General features: G+C 70.2%; 13 protein-coding genes. 6 read left to right on the top strand and 7 right to left on the bottom strand.

Annotation, left to right across the window (positions count from 1 at the left end; all coding sequences use genetic code 11):
* Positions 1 to 259 precede the first annotated feature (259 nt).
* The gene (locus tag ABT352_RS17745; RefSeq protein WP_350945913.1) at positions 260 to 2,692 is read left to right on the top strand and encodes a hypothetical protein; all 2,433 of its coding nucleotides are present in this window, start codon (positions 260 to 262) and stop codon (positions 2,690 to 2,692) included.
* Positions 2,693 to 2,741: 49 nt separating this feature from the next.
* On the opposite strand, the gene ABT352_RS17740 is transcribed toward ABT352_RS17745, so the two are convergent.
* Positions 2,742 to 3,917: a cytochrome P450 gene (locus ABT352_RS17740; RefSeq protein ID WP_350946107.1), complete on the bottom strand. Its 1,176-nt coding sequence runs from the start codon at positions 3,915 to 3,917 to the stop codon at positions 2,742 to 2,744.
* 340 nt (positions 3,918 to 4,257) lie between these two features.
* A complete protein-coding gene (locus tag ABT352_RS17735; protein WP_350946106.1) occupies positions 4,258 to 5,835 on the bottom strand; it encodes a GMC family oxidoreductase in 1,578 nt (525 codons plus the stop codon).
* A 171-nt stretch (positions 5,836 to 6,006) separates the two neighbouring features.
* Here ABT352_RS17735 and ABT352_RS17730 point away from each other — a divergent pair, with 171 nt between their 5' ends.
* Positions 6,007 to 7,539 carry a long-chain-fatty-acid--CoA ligase gene (locus tag ABT352_RS17730; RefSeq protein WP_350945912.1) on the top strand — a complete coding sequence of 511 codons (1,533 nt, stop codon included), beginning with the start codon at positions 6,007 to 6,009 and terminating at the stop codon, positions 7,537 to 7,539.
* A gap of 103 nt (positions 7,540 to 7,642) precedes the next feature.
* Here ABT352_RS17730 and ABT352_RS17725 read toward each other — a convergent pair whose 3' ends face one another.
* From ABT352_RS17725 to ABT352_RS17710, 4 genes are all read right to left on the bottom strand, one after another.
* Positions 7,643 to 8,902: a class I SAM-dependent methyltransferase gene (locus ABT352_RS17725; protein ID WP_350945911.1), complete on the bottom strand. Its 1,260-nt coding sequence runs from the start codon at positions 8,900 to 8,902 to the stop codon at positions 7,643 to 7,645.
* Positions 8,903 to 8,919: 17 nt separating this feature from the next.
* A complete protein-coding gene (locus tag ABT352_RS17720) occupies positions 8,920 to 10,269 on the bottom strand; it encodes an FAD-binding oxidoreductase (protein WP_350946105.1) in 1,350 nt (449 codons plus the stop codon).
* A gap of 118 nt (positions 10,270 to 10,387) precedes the next feature.
* Entirely contained in the window at positions 10,388 to 11,368 is a 981-nt protein-coding gene (locus tag ABT352_RS17715; RefSeq protein WP_350946104.1) for an NAD(P)-dependent oxidoreductase, read from the bottom strand.
* A gap of 1 nt (position 11,369) precedes the next feature.
* Entirely contained in the window at positions 11,370 to 13,052 is a 1,683-nt protein-coding gene (locus tag ABT352_RS17710; RefSeq protein ID WP_350945910.1) for a serine/threonine-protein kinase, read from the bottom strand.
* 200 nt (positions 13,053 to 13,252) lie between these two features.
* Between ABT352_RS17710 and ABT352_RS17705 the strand changes: the two genes are divergently transcribed.
* Positions 13,253 to 14,386 carry a CaiB/BaiF CoA transferase family protein gene (locus tag ABT352_RS17705; protein WP_350945909.1) on the top strand — a complete coding sequence of 378 codons (1,134 nt, stop codon included), beginning with the start codon at positions 13,253 to 13,255 and terminating at the stop codon, positions 14,384 to 14,386.
* On the top strand, positions 14,386 to 15,039 hold the full coding sequence (locus ABT352_RS17700; RefSeq protein WP_350945908.1) for a nitroreductase family protein: 654 nt from the start codon (positions 14,386 to 14,388) through the stop codon (positions 15,037 to 15,039). The genes ABT352_RS17705 and ABT352_RS17700 overlap by 1 nt, the downstream gene beginning before the upstream one ends.
* Positions 15,040 to 15,121: 82 nt before the next feature.
* On the opposite strand, the gene ABT352_RS17695 is transcribed toward ABT352_RS17700, so the two are convergent.
* Positions 15,122 to 15,589: a GyrI-like domain-containing protein gene (locus ABT352_RS17695; protein ID WP_350945907.1), complete on the bottom strand. Its 468-nt coding sequence runs from the start codon at positions 15,587 to 15,589 to the stop codon at positions 15,122 to 15,124.
* 134 nt (positions 15,590 to 15,723) lie between these two features.
* On the opposite strand from ABT352_RS17695, the gene ABT352_RS17690 reads away from it, so the two are divergent.
* The gene (locus tag ABT352_RS17690) at positions 15,724 to 17,163 is read left to right on the top strand and encodes a GuaB1 family IMP dehydrogenase-related protein (RefSeq protein ID WP_350945906.1); all 1,440 of its coding nucleotides are present in this window, start codon (positions 15,724 to 15,726) and stop codon (positions 17,161 to 17,163) included.
* 127 nt (positions 17,164 to 17,290) lie between these two features.
* Entirely contained in the window at positions 17,291 to 18,163 is an 873-nt protein-coding gene (locus ABT352_RS17685; protein WP_350945905.1) for a YflT domain-containing protein, read from the top strand.
* Positions 18,164 to 18,299: the final 136 nt, after the last annotated feature.

Here is an 18,299-nt window from a genome sequence, read left to right as displayed (position 1 = left end):
ACGAGACCCGATGGCTATACGCCTGTTGTGACCTCGTATGTCTCTCGCGTTTACTCTTCTAACCGTGGCACATTCAGCAGAGTCGGGGCAGGGCCCGGATCCGATGGAGGTCGGCCTGCCCATGCAGGATCCGCCGACCGACCCCACCGGACTCCAGTTCAGGGGGGCGTTCTCCAGTTTCCCTGCGAGCCCCCCCGTCTCACGTGAGACCATGCCCAATACGCCTAATTCGGGCACCCGCGCGGGAGGTAAGGAAAGCATGGCCTCGGAGCAGTCCAGCCAGTCCCACCTGCCTTCGGCATGGCCGGAGGCTGCCGAGCCGTCGCCCTCGTGGTCGAACGATTCGCTTGGCACCGGACCCCGGCTGCCCCTCCCGCAGGACGAGCGGCAGAGCGGCAACGGCCCCTCCTGGCAGACCTCACCCGGCGAAGGACAGCGCGCCTCCACATCCCAGGCCGACCTCCCCGGCGGCGGCCGGTCCCAGAGCACCCCGCCCCAGAGCGACGGCCGCCCGCAGAGCCCGCAGGCCGACGGCTGGGCGCAAGCCTCTGCCCCGCAGAACAACGACGGCTGGGCACAGGCGACCAACCCTCAGGTCAACAGCTGGCCTGATGCCTTCAGTCCACGCAACGACGGCTGGGCGCAAGCCTCTGCCCCGCAGAACAACGACGGCTGGGCACAGGGGTCCGGTTCTCAAGCAGACGGCTGGGCACAGGCATCCGGTTCACAGGCCGACGGCTGGGCACAGGCCTCGGCCCCGCAGAACAACGACGGCTGGGCGCAAGGATCCGCCGCACAGCCCGACGGCTGGGCGCAGGCGTCGGGCCCGCGGGGCACCGACAACCGGCACCAGACCCCACCCGGCAACGGCAACGGATGGCCGCAGCCCACCTCCCCCCAGTCCCACAACGGCGACCAGCGCCAGGCCCCCCAGACGGACTCCCCCGGCGGCCGGCCCCAAGCAGCCACTCCCGACGACACCTGGCCCCCCACCCCACCCCACGGCGACCGCACCCAGAACCCGCAGGCCGACAGCTGGGCACAGGCGACCAGCCCGCAGGCAGGCGGCTGGGCACAGGCCTCGGCTCCGCAGAACAACGACGGCTGGGCACAGGGGTCCGGTTCTCAAGCAGACGGCTGGGCACAGGCGACCACTCCTCAGGCCGACGGCTGGGCGCAGGCATCCGGTTCACAGGCCGACGGCTGGGCGCAGGCGACCAGCCCGCAGGGGAACGCCCAGCGGCAGGGTTCCGGCGCCGCGGGTGAGGCGTGGCAGGCCACCGCACCGGGGCAGCCCTCCGGTCGCCCCTCGGCGGAGAACAACGCGTGGCCGCCGGCGCAGGCGGAGAACACCGCTTGGCCGCCCACCTCTCCGGGGGGCGGTGACACCTGGCCCCCGGCCTCCCCGGGAAACGCGGGATTCGCCGAGGCCCCCACCTCGACGTTCTCCCCCGCCTGGGCGAACGGTGATGCTCCGGCCGCTCGCTCCGGCGGCGCCCTCCCCGGCACCGCTCAGGGTTCCCAACCCGGCGCCACCCCCTTCGGCGGCAGCTCACCCGATGGCGGCCACCCGAACGGTCCCCAGAACGGCGGCGACTCCGGCGGCGAAAACGCCCGGCGCGGTTACGGCGTGCCCGACAACCCCGCCATGTGGGCCCTGGCCGCGGCGAACGCGGCGGCCCCCAACGCGTCCTCGGCTCTGGGAGCACCCCCTGTTCACCCCGGAACCGACCCGCGACAGGGCGGACCCCAGCAGGGGCAGTCCCAGCCAGGCCAGCCTCAGCCTGGTCAGGTGAACCAGCCTGGCCAGCCCGGCCATCATCTGAGTCGTGACCCGTCCGACCCGAACAAGCCGTTCGTCACCGCGGGTCAGATCAGCGGCCCGAAGACCCCTCCGCCGGAGCGCCAGCAGGAGTTGTGGAACACGGTCTTCGGCGACAACTATCAGGCCATCGAGGACGAGGAGGACGGGGAGCGGGGCCGACCGGTCTGGATCTTCGCGCTCGCAGGATCCGTGGTCATCGCGCTGCTCGGCGCGGTGCTCTGGGCCTTCCTGGCCGGGCCGCTCGCCTCGGCCGACGAGGAGACCCCCGCCGATCCCAAGCCCGCGGCGACCCAGAAGTCGACCAAGCCCGCCGCCATCGGCCGTCTGCCGCGCTTCACCGGCGACGCCTCACCGGTGGCCGGTACGCTCACCGACCAGCAGGCGGGGATCACCCTGGCACAGCTCGGTGCCCCCTGGCGGCAGGACCAGCGTCCCGGCATGCCCGCCAGCTACGGCTTCACGACCCGCCAGTATCTCCCCGCGGGCCCGGACTCCACGGGCAAGACCCAGTTCGCCCAGCTGATGTCGGGACTGCTCTCCCCGCGTTTGAAGGCGAAGTACACCTCGCCGGAGAACCTCGCGCCGGTGATCAACGCGGTCGCCTCCAGCGGGCGCAACAAGTTCTTCCCCGAGGGCAACACCGCCCGCAAGACCGCCCAGCAGACCCTGTCGGTGAACGGCCTGCCCGGCCAGCTCGCCGCGTATGAGATCACCTCGGGCGACTCGAAGACGACCATGGTCGTGGCCGCCGTGAGCACCGGCGCCGACCTGCCCGCGATCGTCTACATGTCGGTGCCGGACAGCAAGAAGGAGTTGCTCCCCGACATCAACACCGTCTTCAAGTCGATCCGCGCGCTGGAGCGGTGAGCACCGCTCCCGTTCTGAGGGGCGGGGAGCACCCGAAGGTCACGGAAGGCTAGAAGGTGCACCTCATCCGCTTGATGCCGTTGATGAAGCTGGAGCGCAGACGGTCGGGCTCCCCCTCGGAACGGATGTCGGGCAGGCGGGTGAACAGCTCGCGGAACATCACGGTGATCTCGCGACGGGCCAGGTGGGCGCCGAGGCAGAAGTGCGGCCCTGGCCCGCCGAAGCCGATGTGCGGGCCCTCGGTGCGCTGGATGTCGAAGCGGTGCGGATCGGTGAAGACGCTCTCGTCGCGGTTGGCGGCCCAGTAGTACAGCAGGACCTTCTCGCCCTCCCGGTAGAGGTGGCCGTTCATCTCGTGGTCGCGGGTGAGGCTGCGGCGCATCCAGGCGACGGGCGAGGCGAGGCGGACGATCTCCTCGACGGCACCGGGCAGGCGTCCTTCGAAGTCTTCGAGCAGCAGTGCTCGCTGGTCGGGGTTCTCGCTGAACAGGTGCAGACCGTGCGAGATGGCGTTGCGGGTGGTCTCGTTGCCCGCCACCACCAGCAGGATGAAGAACGAGCCGAGCTCCTGCATCGTCAGCTTCTCGCCGTCGATGTTGGCGCTGGTCAGTGCGGTGGTGAGGTTGTCTCCGCCCTCGGCGGCCAGGGAGACGACGAGGTCCTGGAGCCCTTGCCCCGCGCCGAGGAGCAGTTCGGCGGCGCGGCTGACGTCGGCGATGAACTCGGGATCTCCGCCCGACAGGATGATGCTCGTGGCGTCGAAGACCGCCTGGTAGTGCTCGGGTCCGATGCCCATCATGTCGCAGATGATCTTCAAGGGCAGTTTCGCCGCCACCTCGGTCACGAAGTCGCAGCCGGGGCCCTTCGCGATCAGATCGTCCACGATCCGCACGGCGGCGGCCTCGACGTCGACCTCGAACTGCTTGATCATCTTTGGCGTGAACGCCCGGGAGACGATCCTGCGCAGTCTCGCGTGCCGGGGATCGTCCATATTGATCATCGAGCCGAAGTACTCACCGAAGTCGGGGCCGAGGTCCTGGATGGACGTCGCCCCCCGGCCGGAGGAGAAGACGTCGGGGTGGCGGCTCGCCTCGATGATGTCCGCGTGCCGTACGAGGGCGTAGTAGCCGGGACCCGGCGGGGCGAAGGGGATCTCGGGCTCGGCGAAGAGGACGGGGCCCGGCTGCGCGCGAAGCACCGCGAAAGCGGCCTCCCGCTCCGCCATCGGCCGCTCCCAGAAGGAGATGTCCGACAGGTCGATGTCCGCGAGTGAAACCGTCACGCCAGCCTCCACTAGAACCGCGTTCTGTTTCTTGGATCCTGCCACAGGACCCTCACCTCAACCAGCGCAGAACGAGGTCGTCGCCTTTCCCGGAGCACTCCCGATGTGGGAAGCGCCCGGCCTGGAGAACATGCTCCCCCCTGCGACCCCGCGAAAGGAAGGCCGGAGCCCGGCCAAGCCGGTCCTCCCGCGCGACCGGTACGCGGGAGACTCCCCGGTGACCGACGTCACAACGCCCCGCACCCCGACACCCCGACACCCCGACACCCCGGCATCTCGCGCCTCAACGCCTCGGCGAGTCCTCGGCGAGGAGGTCGGCGGCTCTTTCGGCGATCATTACGGTGGGCGCGTGGGTGTGCCCCCGGGGAATGACCGGCATGATCGAGGCGTCGGCCACCCTCAGACCGGCGATCCCCCGCACCCTCAGGGCGGGATCCACCACCGATCCGGGATCCTCACCCATCCGGCAGGTGCCGACCGGATGGTAGAGGGTCTCGCTGCGTTCGCGGATCCAGCGGACGAGCCCCTCCTCGGTCCTCGGACCCCAGTACGGGTCCATCGGTGCTCCCGCGAGGGGCCGGAGCGCCTCCGTGGCGAACAGCTCCCCGGCCTTGCGCAGCCCGGCCACCTGACGGCGGACGTCGGCCCGCGCCGTCAGGTAGCCGGGGTCGATCACGACGTCCTCGCCGTCCAGCGAGAGGCGGCCTCGGCTCTCCGGCCGGAGCAGGATCGAGGCGATGGTCAGACCGTGGCCGGGCGGCGGGGTGAGGCCGTGGCCGATGAACGACCCGGGAGCGAAGATCAGCTCGATGTCGGGGGCGGGCTCCTCGTCCGAGGTGCGGATGAACGCCACGGCCTCACCGACGTTGGAGGTGAGCATGCCCCGGCCTCCGGCCAGGAAGCGGAGCAGGTTGCCGGGCGACTCGGCACCGGCGAGGGTGATCGGCTTGAGGCAGTGCAGGAAGACGCCCGAGGCGAGATGGTCCTGGAGGTTGGCGCCGACCTCGGGCAGTTCGTGGACCGGCCCGACGCCCGCGGCCAGCAACTCGTCCACCGGGCCGATGCCCGACAGCATGAGCAGGTGCGGCGAGCCGATCGCCCCGGCCGACAGGATGACCTCTCCCCGCGCCCGGGCCACCGCCGCGTCGCCGTCGCCGTCGCCGTACTCCACCCCGGTTGCCCGCCCGTCCTCGACGAGCACCCGGCGTACCCGCGAGGAGGTCAGCACGGTGAGGTTGGGACGCCCGGCCGCGGGGGCGAGGTAGGCGTCGACGGAGCTCCAGCGGCGGCCCCTGTGCTGAGTGACGGGTGTCGGCGAGCAGCCCTCGTTGGAGGGGCCGTTGAGCTCGTCCAGGCGGGCGATGCCCAACTCCTCGCAGGCCCGCAGGAAGAGCGCGGTGGCGGGGTTCGGGGAGCGCAGCTCCGAGATGTGAATCGGGCCCCTCGTGCCGTACACGTCTCCGTGGTTGGAGCCCGTGCGGCGCTCGGCCCTGCGGAAGTACGGAAGGACCTCCTCATAAGACCAGCCTGGCACGTTCCATCCGTCGTAGTCCGCGCGGTGCCCGCGCACCCACATCTGTGCGTTCATCGAGGAGGACCCGCCGAGCATCCGGCCGCGCGGCCAGTAGAGTTCCCTGCCGGACAACTCGGGCTGCCCGACGGTGGTGAAGTCCCAGTCGCACTCGGTCTTGAAGAGCCTGGCGAAACCGGCGGGCATCCGGACCTCGAGTCTCCGGTCGGAACCACCCGCCTCGATGAGGGCGACCCTCGTATGAGGGTCGGCGGAAAGACGGTTGGCCAGTACGCATCCGGCCGACCCCGCACCCACGATGACGTAGTCATACTCCACGTCGTACTCCACGCTCAATGACCTCTCATCGCACAGACGACCGGCCCGTCTCCCCGTAAGCGCGCTCTCATCTGCTTACTCCCCCACGCTTCGCCGGTCAATTCGTAGCCGCGCTACCTACCGGTCGGTATCTCCGGCTGCCAGTATGAGCAAGTCAGAGCCCACTCGGAGGAGGACGCAACGATGCTCAACCTGTCGATCGCCCTGGAGGACAGCGCCCGGGAGGCCCCCGACCGCACCGCACTGGTCTTCGGTGACCTGCGGCTGCCGTACTCCCTGGTCGACACCATCGCGAACCAGGTTGCCAACCTACTGGTCTCCCGGGGGATCGGTAAGGGCGACAAGGTGGCGCTGGCCTGCCCCAACCTGCCCTACTTCCCCTTCGTCTACTACGGGATCCTCAAGGCCGGCGCGACGGTCGTGCCGCTCAACGTGCTGCTGCAGTCCAGGGAGATCGCCTACCACCTGGAGGACTCGCAGGCCAAGGCGCTGTTCTGCTTCGAGGGCACCCCCGAGTTGCCACTGGGCGAGCGCGGGAGGGCGGGCTTCGAGGAGTCCTCGGCGGAACACCTCCTCATCCTGCCCGCCACCGCGTTCGCCACCGAGTCCGAGTACGGGGAGACGTTGTGGGCGGCGCTGGACGGCGTGTCCGGCGAGTTCGAGACCGTGCAGACCTCACCCGACGACACCGCGGTGATCCTGTACACCAGCGGCACGACGGGCCAGCCCAAGGGCGCCGAGCTCAGCCACCAGAACATGCTGCTCAACGCCATGGTCGCCGATGAGATGTTCCCCAGGAGCGAGGGCGGCGACGCCTATCTCGCGGTGCTGCCGCTGTTCCACTCCTTCGGGCAGACCGTCGTCATGAACGCCGGGTTCCGGCGCCAGGCGACCATCGTGCTCCTGCCGCGCTTCGAGCCGGGCCCGGCCCTGGAGTTGATGCGCGCCGAGAACGTCACGCTGTTCGCGGGCGTGCCGACCATGTACTGGGCCATGCTGTCGAAGATCCACGCGGACGGCGACGAGGTGCCCACCTCGCTCAAGGTCGCGGCCGCCGGTGGCGCCTCCTCCCCCGTCGAGGTGCTCAAGGACTTCGAGAGGACCTTCGGGATCGGGATCCTGGAGGGCTACGGCCTGTCGGAGACCTCCCCGGTGGCCAGCTTCAACCAGCCGGGCAGGCCCAGCAAGCCCGGCTCGATCGGCACCCCGATCTGGGGGGTGGAGATGAAGCTGATCGACGCCGACTGGAAGACGATCGAGGGTGAGGGGCCCGGCGAGATCGCGATCCGCGGTCACAACGTCATGAAGGGCTACTACAACCGGCCCGAGGCGACCGCCGAGGTCATGCGGGACGGCTGGTTCCGCACCGGCGACATCGCCACCCGCGACGCCGACGGCTACTACGCCATCATCGACCGGGTGAAGGACATGATCATTCGGGGTGGCTTCAACGTCTACCCGCGCGAACTGGAGGAGGTCCTGATCACCCACCCCGAGGTCTCCCTCGCGGCGGTGGTCGGGATCGCCCACGACTCGCACGGCGAGGAGGTCAAGGCGTACGTCATCCGCACCCCCGGCGCGACGATCACCGAGGACGAGCTCGTCGCCTGGAGCAGGGAGAACATGGCCGCGTACAAGTATCCGCGGATCATCGAGTTCCGTGACACCCTGCCGATGACCGCGACCGGGAAGATCCTCAAGCGCGAGCTCCGCTGAGAGACGAGAGGTCCGCGGCCGGTGAGAGCACGGCGGCGCCGCCGGTTCCGGGAGGCACGCGACGTGCCTCCCGGAACCCGCGCGTGAGCGGGTGTCCCGGAGATCAGGGCCAGTCGGTCGAGGGGCGGAGCGGGACGCCGGCCCTGCCGTCGTCGTGGAGCCTCACCCCGAGGACCTGGTGAAGCTGGATCTTGTTGCGTTCGAAGCCGACCACGCAGGCCGCCATGTAGAGGCGCCAGACCCGTGCCGTGCCCTCGCCGACCTCCCGGACCGCCTCGTCCCAGTGGTCGTCGAGGTTGGCGCACCAGAAGCGGAGGGTCTGCGCGTAGTGCTCGCGCAGGTTCTCCTCGTGGCGGATCTCGAAGCCGGTGTCCTCGATCTGGCGGGCCAGGTAGCCGACCGACTCCAGCTCTCCGTCGGGAAAGACGTAGCGGTTGATGAACCCGCCGGCGTTGAGCGTCTTCTCCGTGCCCGTCGGGCGGGTGATGCAGTGGTTGAGCAACCGTCCGCCGGGGACGAGCTTGTCGTAAAGGAAACGGAAGTAGAAGGGCAGCTGCTCCTTGCCGATGTGCTCGGTCAGGCCGATCGAGCTGACGGCGTCGAAGCCGGTCTCCGACACGTCGCGGTAGTCCATGTGGCGGACCTCGGCGAGCTCACCGAGACCGGCCTCGGCGATGGCCTTCTGCGCCCACTCGGCCTGCTGACGCGAGAGCGTGACACCCAGCGCCTTCACGCCGTACTCGCGGGCGGCGTGGATGACCATGCCGCCCCAGCCGCAGCCGACGTCCAGCAGCCTCATGCCGGGCTTGAGTGCCAGTTTGCGGGCGACGAGCTCGAACTTGGCGCGCTGCGCCTCCTCCAGCGTGGAGTCCTGCTCGGGGAAGACCGCGCAGGTGTAGGCCATGGAAGGGCCGAGCACCCACGAGTAGAACTTGTTGGAGACGTCGTAGTGGTGGTGGATGGCTTCGGCGTCACGCTGCTTGGCGTGCCTGCTGCCCATCCGGGCGAGCACGCTGCGCCGCACCTCCTGCGGAGGCGGCGGCATTCGCGTCAGCAGCGGACGGACCCCGATGGCTCGAATGGCCGAGAGTTTCTGCCCGACCGGGATGTCGTTGACGGTGAGCGACCACATGCGGGACAGCAGGGTGTACATGTCCCCGTGGACGTCGAGATGTCCTGACACGTACGCCCTCGCCAGACCCAGCTCTCCGGGTGCCTGCGCCAGGTAGGCGACGGCCGCCGGGGTTTTCACCTCGACGCTGATGTCGGCACCGTCCGGTCCGGCCTTGCTTCCGTCGTAGGCGACGAAGCGCACGTCCGCCTCGGGCCCCATGACCTTCTCGAAGATCTCTGCGAGCGACACAGAAACAACCTCTCCTACTAACGCCCCCGAACACACTTGTCGTAGAGATCGAGCAACCGGCCACCCCCGTCGTATGCCCGCTTGACCGGCCAGTAGGCGGTTCCGTTATAAAACCGCCAGAATTCATCTTCTGGGTAAAACGAAGTGGAGTACAGCGATTTATGCCCCTCCAGCTCGTGGACCCGATTCTCGATCAGACGGTTGTGATAGCCGTCGAACTGCCCCCTGGGGAGCGGCACCGTTCCCCAGAAGCCGAAGTTGACGTAAAGCCGTCCCGGCTCCAGCGGGTAGAGCGGCCACTCGCCCGTGGACCTCAGCGGGCACATCCAGACCGGCGCCATCCCGACCTTGCTGTGGAAGAAATCCAGGAACTCGGCACCGCGCTCGACGGGCACCTCGATGTCCTGGATGACCGACTCCTGTACCGGCAGGTCGCGCCAGCGATCGACCCTGGCGATCACCCCGTACTTGCGGTCGAGACCGACGAGCCTGCGGTAGACGTCCGAGCGCATCCACTTGCGCGGCATCAGGGACCGCACCAGCGCGGTCTGCACGCCGAAGGCACGTGAGCACCAGAACCAGTCGGTGTCCCAGCGCCACAGGTAGTCGCGCACGGTGAGCCAGTCACGGGTCCTGGTCTGGATCGACCGGTAGTAGATGCGCATCCCGGTGTAGTCGGAGAGGTAGGGGGCACGGTCGGCGAAGCGGCCCACCGTGATGTAGAGCTCGCCGGGCTCGAAGAACGTGCCGTCCACGAAGTCGACGCGCTCGCCCTCGTACTCGCCGCGCTCGCAGATCTCCCGCATCGCGAGCATGCACTTGTCTGCGTCGCCGAACGGGATGTGGGTCAGCCTGACGTAGGGCTGGACACGCTTGAGTTTGATCCGGATCCGCAGGGCGTAGCCGAGCGTGCCGTAGGAGTTGGGAAACGCGCGGAACAGGTCGCGGTGCTCGTTGTCGTCACGGGCCACGACGATCCGTCCGTCACCGGTGAGGATCTCCAGCTCCTCCACCGACTCGTGCGGCAGCCCGTCCCTGAAGCTGGTGGACTCGATGCCGAGCCCCGTCACCGCCCCGCCCAGTGTGATCGTCTTCAACTGTGGCACGACGTGCGGCATGAACCCGTGGGCGAGCGTGGCGTCCACCAGGTTCTCGTAGGTGGTCATCCCCTGGACCTCGGCGGTCATCGCCACCGGGTCGACCTCGATCACCTGGTCCAGGTCCTTGGCCGACAGCTTCGCCGAGCGGGCGCCGTCCCTGAACCGGAACAGGTTCGTGGTGGCCTTGGAGAGCCGGGGCGCCGCGTCCTGCGGGATGGCGGCGTAGGACGCCCTGATCTGTTCCACCGCCTGCCGGTGCGCCGGCATCCCTGTCGTCTGTCGCACGGTAATCACCCCCATGACCTCATCAGAAAGATCGCCCCTAGGCACGCTATATCTCGGATGTCTCCGGAACCAGGTGGGACGCGTTAAACACGAGAAAACTCTACGACCGCTCTTCCAATGATCTTCGACCGACCACCGCATCAACCCCGTTGACCACATTCGTCACAGGGCGGCCCTCGATCGCGGCCTCCAGGTTGTCCAGCACGCAGCGGATCAGGCGGCCGGTCGACTGAGGGGTCACCCCGGCCACGTGCGGCGAGAGCAGGACCCGGGGAGCGGTGCGCAGCGGGTCGTCCTGCGGCAGCGGCTCGGTGTCGAACACGTCGAGCGCGGCGCCGCCCAGGTGCCCGGACTCCAGGGCCTCCAGCAGCGCCGCCGAGTCGACCACCTGTCCCCTCGCCGCGTTCACCAGCAGCGAGCCCGCGGGCATCAGGGAGGGGTCGATCATCCCCCTGGTCTCCTGCGTCAGCGGGACGACCAGAACGAGCACCCGGGAGCTCGCGACGAGATCACCGAGCTCCCGGTAGGTGTAGGGCACCTCGCGCGGCGTACGGGTCCAGTAGGAGACCTCGCACCCGTGGGCGGCGAACATCCGGGCGGCGGCCTCGCCGATCGGGCCGAACCCGACGATGCCGACGTGTGATCCGCACAGCTCGGCGGGGCCGAGGTCCAGCTGCGGCCAGCGCCCCGCGCGGACCGCCGCGTCGGCGTCGAGCAGCCGCCGCGACAGCGCGAGGGCGGCGGCGAGGCACCACTCGGCCACCCCGATCGCGCTCACCCCCGCGGTGTTGGCCAGCGGCACGCCCGCCGCGGCGAGCGCGGCGAGATCGTGACCGTCCACCCCCACGGAGGGCTGTTGCACGAACGCCAGGTCCGGCGCGGCCCGGACGGCCTCGGCGTCCAGGGTGAGGCCGCCGCTCCAGTCGCCGACCACGATCTCGGCGTCGCCGAGTGCGGCGAGCAGCGACTTTCTGTCTCGGGTCGCGGGGACCGAGACGGCGACCCGGTCGCCGAGCGAGCCGAGCAGGTTGCGCACCGCATCCTCGGGCAGCGGCGGCAGCGCGAGCACCTTCCAGGGCATGTCACTCACCCCCGCGGGGGTGGAAGCTGTTGAACACGCGGGTCATGAGGGCACGCTGGGTGTCCCAGTCGGCCTCGTGGGTGGTCCAGCTGAGCACCAGCACCGAGTTGCCCACCGCGATGAACCGCCGCACCTCGTGATAGGTCACCCCGGACTTGGCCCAGGGTGCTCCCCCGCCGTCCTTCATACTCCAGGTGAACTCCCACTGGAGCCCGGACCCGTAGGCGAGGGGGATGCTGAGCGTGTCCTCGGAGTGGATCTCACTCCACTGGGCCGCGTTCTCCCTCACGACCTCCTGGAGTGCCTCCAGTCCGTCGGCGTCTCCCTCCAGCGGCTCCACCGACATGTGGGCGGCCCCGTCGCGACGCAGCCACTGGGTGTATCCCGTCTCGGCCGCCCAGTCGCCGCTCCATCCGGCCGGGTAGCTGATCGACCAGTTCTCCGGGGCACGTGCCCGCCACAGCTTCAGCCCGCCGGCGGGCGCCGTCGTTCTGGTCGGGGTCGGAGTCTGGGTGGGGGTCGGGGTCGGGGTGGGCGTCGGCGACGTGCTCTGCTCCACCGGCGTCGGCTCGGTCTGGGCGACCGTGGGCACGGAACGTGCCACCGGCTGCTGGTCGGACCCCGACATCGCCACGGCCGCCGCGGCGCCACCCGCGGCCAGGACCACGACGGCACCCAGGATCAGTGGGAGCCGCCCTCCCCCGCGACGACCGGAGGCGGCCGAGGTCCCGGTCTCGTGCCTGTTCTGGGCGGTCCTGCCGGTGTGGCCGAAGCTCTCCTCCGTACGGTGTCCCCGACCATCCGTGCGGTGCCCCCGGCCTGCCGGTGCGGGGCGGACGGCGGTCTCCCCGGTGCGGCGGGCCGCGGCCGACGGGTTGTCGATCACCTCCGCCAGCATCGCGTCGGCCTGCCGCACGGTCAGCCGGTGGGCGGGCTCCCGCTGGAGCATGCCCATGAGCACCGCGCGCATCTCCGGGGGTACCGGACCGAAGTCGGGCTCCTCGGTGAGGAGCGCACTGAGGGTGGAGATGGCGTCGCGGCGTTCGAAGGGCCCCCGGCCGACCAGGGCCGCGTAAAGGGTGGCGCCGAGTGCCCACAGGTCCGACCAGGGGCCGGCGTCGACGCCGGTGGCGCGCTCGGGCGGCAGGAAGCTGGGCGAGCCCGTCACCATGCCCGTCTGGGTGAGCGACGTGTCGCCCTCGACGGTGGCGATGCCGAAGTCGGAGAGCACCGCGCGTCCCTCGGCGTCCAGCAGGATGTTGCTCGGCTTGACGTCGCGGTGCAGGATCCCGGCCTCGTGGGCCGCGCGCAGGGCCGACAGGACCTGGCGGCCGATGTCGGCGATCTGGCGCACCGGCAGCGGGCCGACCTCGTCCAGCCCGCGCGCCCTGACCAGCTCCATCACGATCCAGGGGCGGCCGTCCTGCTCCGCCACGTCGTAGATCGCCACGATGCCCCGGTGGTTGAGCCTCGCCGCGGTCCTGGCCTCGCGGGAGGTGCGGGTCAGCTGGACCTGGTGCTCGGCCGGGGAGAGGTTGGGCGGTAGGAGCACCTCCTTGACGGCGACCGAGCGGTCGAGAAGGGTGTCGTGGCCTTCCCACACCACGCCCATCCCGCCCCGGCCGAGCTCTCGCAGCAACCGATAGCGCCCAGCGACCACCCGTTCACTGTGCGGATATGTCATCGTAAGACCCCTAGGTACCATTCGGAGAGGGCGCAAGTTTCCCATACACGCGCGGGCCTCATGTGGCTCCTGGCGATGTGTCTTGCCATCGAAAGTCGAATGTTGTTCTACTGTGGCGGGAGACGGCAGCGGTCACGACCAAGTGATTGCTTGCCGACGCCGTACCCGAAGAGAACCGGCGACACCCGAGGAGAATGTCGATGGAGCGCGTGACCAGGAAGGGCCCGCTGGCCGGAGTCCGCGTGCTCGAACTGGCGGGACTGGCCCCCGGACCGTTCGCCGGGATGATGCTGGCCGACCACGGGGCCGAGGTGCTGCGCGTCGATCGCGTGAGCGTCGTCGCCAAGGCCGGGGACAGGCCGCGCGCCGGCGTGATGGACCGGGGCAAGCGGACGGTCGGCCTGGATCTCAAGTCCCCCGAGGGGGTCGCCGCGTTCAAGGAACTGGCCCGCCGGGCCGACGTGGTCGTCGACGTCTTCCGGCCGGGGGTCGCCGAGCGCCTCGGCATCGGCCCGGCCGACCTGCACGCGGTCAACCCGCGCCTCATCTACGGCCGGATGACCGGCTGGGGCCAGGACGGCCCGCTCGCCCCGACCGCGGGGCACGACATCGACTACATCGCCGTCTCCGGCGCGCTGTCGATGCTGGGCCGCGCGGGCGAGCGCCCCACCCCGCCGATCAACATCCTCGGCGACTTCGCCGGAGGCGGCCTCATGCTCGCGTACGGCGTGCTGCTGGCACTGATCGAGCGGGAGCGGACCGGCGAGGGACAGGTGATCGACGCCGCCATGGTGGACGGCGCGGCGACGCTGTTCGCGATGTTCTACCACGGCGTGCAGACCGGCGGCTGGGGCCCGCGCGGCACGAACCTGCTGGACACCGGCGCTCCGATGTACGACACCTACGAGACCGCCGACGGCGGATACATGGCCGTCGGCGCGCTGGAGCCGCAGTTCTGGACGGAGATGATCACCTTGATGGGCCTGGAGGACCTGCCCGACCGAGACGACAGGTCACGGTGGCCCGCGCTCCGCGAGCGGCTCGCCGAGGCGTTCCGATCCAGGACCCGCGCCGAGTGGGAGGCGGTTTTCGACGGTACGGACGCCTGCGTCTCCCCGGTGCTGGAGATGGGCGAGGCCGCGGATCACCCGCACCACAAGGCGAGGGGCACGTTCGTCGACATCGGCGGGATCAGACAGCCCGTGCCCACGCCACGCCTGCTCGGCGCGCCCGAGCAGGACCTCTCCCCCTCCACCCGGCTGGACGACCTCTCCTCCTGGGGCCTGGCCGACGAGACCGCGGCACGGCTGCGCGAAGCGGGGGTGCTGGCCTGATGGACGTCTTCGAGGCCCTCTACACCACCAGGGCGATGCGCAGGGTCAGGCCGGACCCGATCCCCGAGGAGGTCCAGCGAAGCATCCTGGACGCCGCGGTCCGCGCGCCCAGCGGCGGCAACGTGCAGAGCTGGCGCTTCCTGCTCGTCGACGACCTCGCGGTGAAGGAACGGCTCGGCCCCCTCTACAGGGACGCGCTCGGACAGCTCTTCGAGGGCCACTACCGGCCGATGCGCGAGAAGGCCGAGGCCGAGGGCGACACCCGGACGCTCAGCGTCCTGAAGTCGGCCCAGTACCTGGCCGACCACTTCGAGGGCTATCCGCTGCTGCTGTTCGCGTTCGTCCGCAACGACCCGTCCGGCGGCTCGATCTTCCCCTCGGTGTGGAGCGCGCAGCTCGCCGCCCGCGCCCACGGAGTGGGCAGCGCGCTGACCAGCGTGCTCGGCATCTTCCACGCCGAGGAGACGCTGCGGGTGCTCGGCGTGCCCGAGGGAAAGGGCTGGGCCCTGGCCTGCACGGTCACCTTCGGCTACCCCACCGGGCGCTGGGGTGTCGCGCCCCGACGTCCCGCGCACGAGGTGAGCTACCGCAACCAATGGGGCCAGGACGTGGGCTTCGAGATCCCCGAGCCCCTGTGGGGGCAGGAAGGCTGAACACCGAGGGCACCGAGGGCGCCGAAAGCACCGAGCCGCCCGGTCGGACGCGTCACCGCGAGCCGACCGGAGCCGACCACACTCAGCGCATCGGGGACAGGACCGCCGCGTAGATGTCGGCTCCCTGAGGGTGGTGCACCTCCAGGTCGGTGGTGAAGGCCCTCGGCGGGGTGCCACCCGACTCGGTGTGCTTCCACAGCTGCTGCCACCCCTCCAGCAGGACACCCGGCATCGGCCCGCGGACCTCGACCTTCAGCGACGGCACTCCCGGCACCCGTACCGCCACCATCCCCTCGGGCAGCGCCGCGGCGCTGCGCACGGCGACCCCGACGATCTGGGTGTAGGCACCGTGGTGGTCACTCTCGTAGTCGGTGAGCACCGCGTAGATGTTCTCGTCGACCCGTCCCGGCACATGGGCGAAGGCCCCCGGGGACCCCGCCCGCGCCCAGAGCGCGCCGAGCCTCCCCCGGCCGGGCTCCGTCTCGTCGGCGTTCGACGTCCGTACGGCATGACCTACGACGAGCATCTCGGGCCGATCAACCACGATCACAATGCCTCCTCATGGCCATCCACTTATTCACGCAAACCGGATCCTAGTCCCCGCTCCGAGCTGCCAGTCCTCTTCGAAGGCCGGGAAAAGGGGAACGCTCATATCCGGCAATTCACGGCATAAGGTGGAGCAACGTGAGATTCCTCAATGAGATGGCACCGGCCTACGACCTGACCTACAGCGACGTCTTCATGGTTCCGTCGCTCTCCTCCGTCGGCTCGCGGCTCGCCGTCGACCTCTCCAGCCGGGACGGCACCGGAACCACCATCCCCGTCGTGGTCGCCAACATGACGGCGGTGGCGGGACGGCGGATGGCGGAGACCGTCGCGCGGCGGGGCGGGATCACCGTGATCCCGCAGGACATCCCGATCGACGTGGTCGCCGACGTCGTCGACTGGGTCAAGAAACGCGACCTCGTCCACGACACACCGCTCACGCTCACCCCGCACGACACCGTCGGAGAGGCGCTCAACCTGCTGCCCAAGCGGGCCCACGGCGCGATCATCATCGTCGACTGGGACAACCGCCCGGCCGGCGTGGTCACCGAGAGCGACTGCTCGGGCGTGGACATGTACACCCAGCTCTCCCAGGTGATGTCCGACCACCTGCTCACGCTGCCCGCCGGGCTCGACCCGCGTGAGGCCTTCGACCGCCTCCACGAGGGCCGTCACCGGCTCGCCCCCGTCGTGGACGCGGACGGCCGGCTGGTCGGCATCCTGACCAGGACGGGCGCGCTGCGCGCCACCCTGTACCGGCCCGCCGTCGACGACTCGGGCAGGCTCCGCGTCGCGGCGGCCGTCGGAGTCAACGGCGACGTGGCCGCCAAGGCCAAGGAGATCCTCGACGCCGGGGTGGACTGCCTGGTCGTGGACACCGCCCACGGACACCAGGAGAAGATGATCAGCGCCCTGAGGGCGGTCCGCGCGCTCGGCCCCGACGTGCCCGTCGCGGCGGGCAACGTCGTCACCGCCGCGGGCGTGCGGGATCTCGTCGAGGCGGGGGCCGACATCGTGAAGGTCGGCGTCGGCCCCGGGGCGATGTGCACCACCCGGATGATGACCGGCGTGGGCCGCCCGCAGTTCTCCGCCGTGCTGGAGTGCTCCGCCGAGGCCCACGGGCTGGGCCGCCACGTGTGGGCCGACGGCGGCGTCCGCCATCCCCGCGACGTCGCCCTCGCCCTGGCCGCGGGGGCGTCCAACGTGATGATCGGCTCGTGGTTCGCGGGCACCTACGAATCGCCGGGCGACACCCGTACCGCCGCCGACGGGCGCAAGTACAAGGAGAACTTCGGCATGGCCTCGGCCCGCGCGGTGAGACTGCGCACGGCGGAGGACTCCCCCTTCGACCGGGCGCGCAAGGCCCTGTTCGAGGAGGGCATCTCGACCTCCAGGATGTATCTCGACCCGGCCATGCCCAGCGTCGAGGACCAGATCGACGCCATCGTGGCCGGTCTGCGCTCCTCGTGCACCTACGCGGGGGCCTCCACCCTGGAGGAGTTCCACGAGCGCGCGGTGATCGGCGTCCAGAGCTCGTCCGGCTACACCGAGGGAATGCCGCTCCACCAGAGTTGGTGATCCGTCCCACCGTTCCCCCGGGATCTCGCCGTAACCGGCGAGATCCCGGGAGAGGACACGCATCCTCCTACCGCCACGGGGTAGTCGGCTCGTCGAGCCATCTTCCACCACCGAAAGGCGAGCGGACATGAATGGAACGCCCACCGGCCTGGACACGCAGGTCGTCGTGGACCGGAGGGTCCTGGCAGGCTACGACAACTACCTCGCGGCACAGCGAACCGTGGACGGGCTCTCCGACGCGGGCTTCCCCGTCGAGAACGTGGCGATCGTCGGCAGCGACCTGAAACTCGAGGAGACCGTCACCGGCAGGATGACCAACGGGCGGGCCGCGCTCACCGGAGCCGGAAGCGGCGCGGCCTTCGGCGCCGTGGTGGGAATGTTCCTCGGCCTGTTCACCTCGACCACGATGTCGTTCTTCGTCCTCGTGCTCTGGGCGGCCCTGTGGGGTGCCGTGATGGGAGCCGCGTTCGGGTTCATCAACCACCTCTTCACCGGCGGCAAGCGGGACTTCGCCTCGCGCAGCGCGATCGTCGCCGGCCGCTACGACGTGCTGGTCGCGGCCTCCCACCTGGACCACGCGCGGGCCGTCCTGGAGTCGACCCCCGGCCCCGCCGACACCATGGTCGTGGAGGTTCCCCCGTCCGCCGGCATGTACGACCCGGCCGCCACCGGGGCCACCTCCCCCACCCACGCCACCCCCGCACAGACGCTCGCCACCGACATCCCCCCGCAGCCGTCCGCCCCCGACCTCTCCGGCCGTCCGGTCACCTCCGACCTGCCCCCGCAGCCGGTCATCCCCGGGCGCGCCGCGCGACCGGCCACCGCGGACCACCCCGCGCCCGCGGACGACCCGGCTCCCGCGTCCCCCGCGCCGTCGCACGCCGAGGAGGACGCCGAGCCGGTGCGGCCCGGCACCGCAGAGCACCGGATCCCCGCGCAGCCGACCTCTCCCGACCGCCCCGCCGCCCGGTCGGCCGGTTCCGAGCGGCCCGACTCCTGAGTGCGCCTGGTGAGAGAGTCCCGGCAGAACATCCGGCGGGGGGGCCCCGCCCGGCGGCCCCGCCGCCCCCCCCCCCGGCGACACGGGCGCGCGAGAAGCCGAAACAACAAAAAAAAAACAAACAAAAAAAAAAAAA

The sequence above is a fragment of the Streptosporangium sp. NPDC000563 genome (genome assembly GCF_040299985.1).
Classification (GTDB): Bacteria; Actinomycetota; Actinomycetes; order Streptosporangiales; family Streptosporangiaceae; genus Streptosporangium.
Note: the sequence above shows the minus strand (reverse complement) of the source record. Positions and strands in the feature narration are given on the sequence as shown.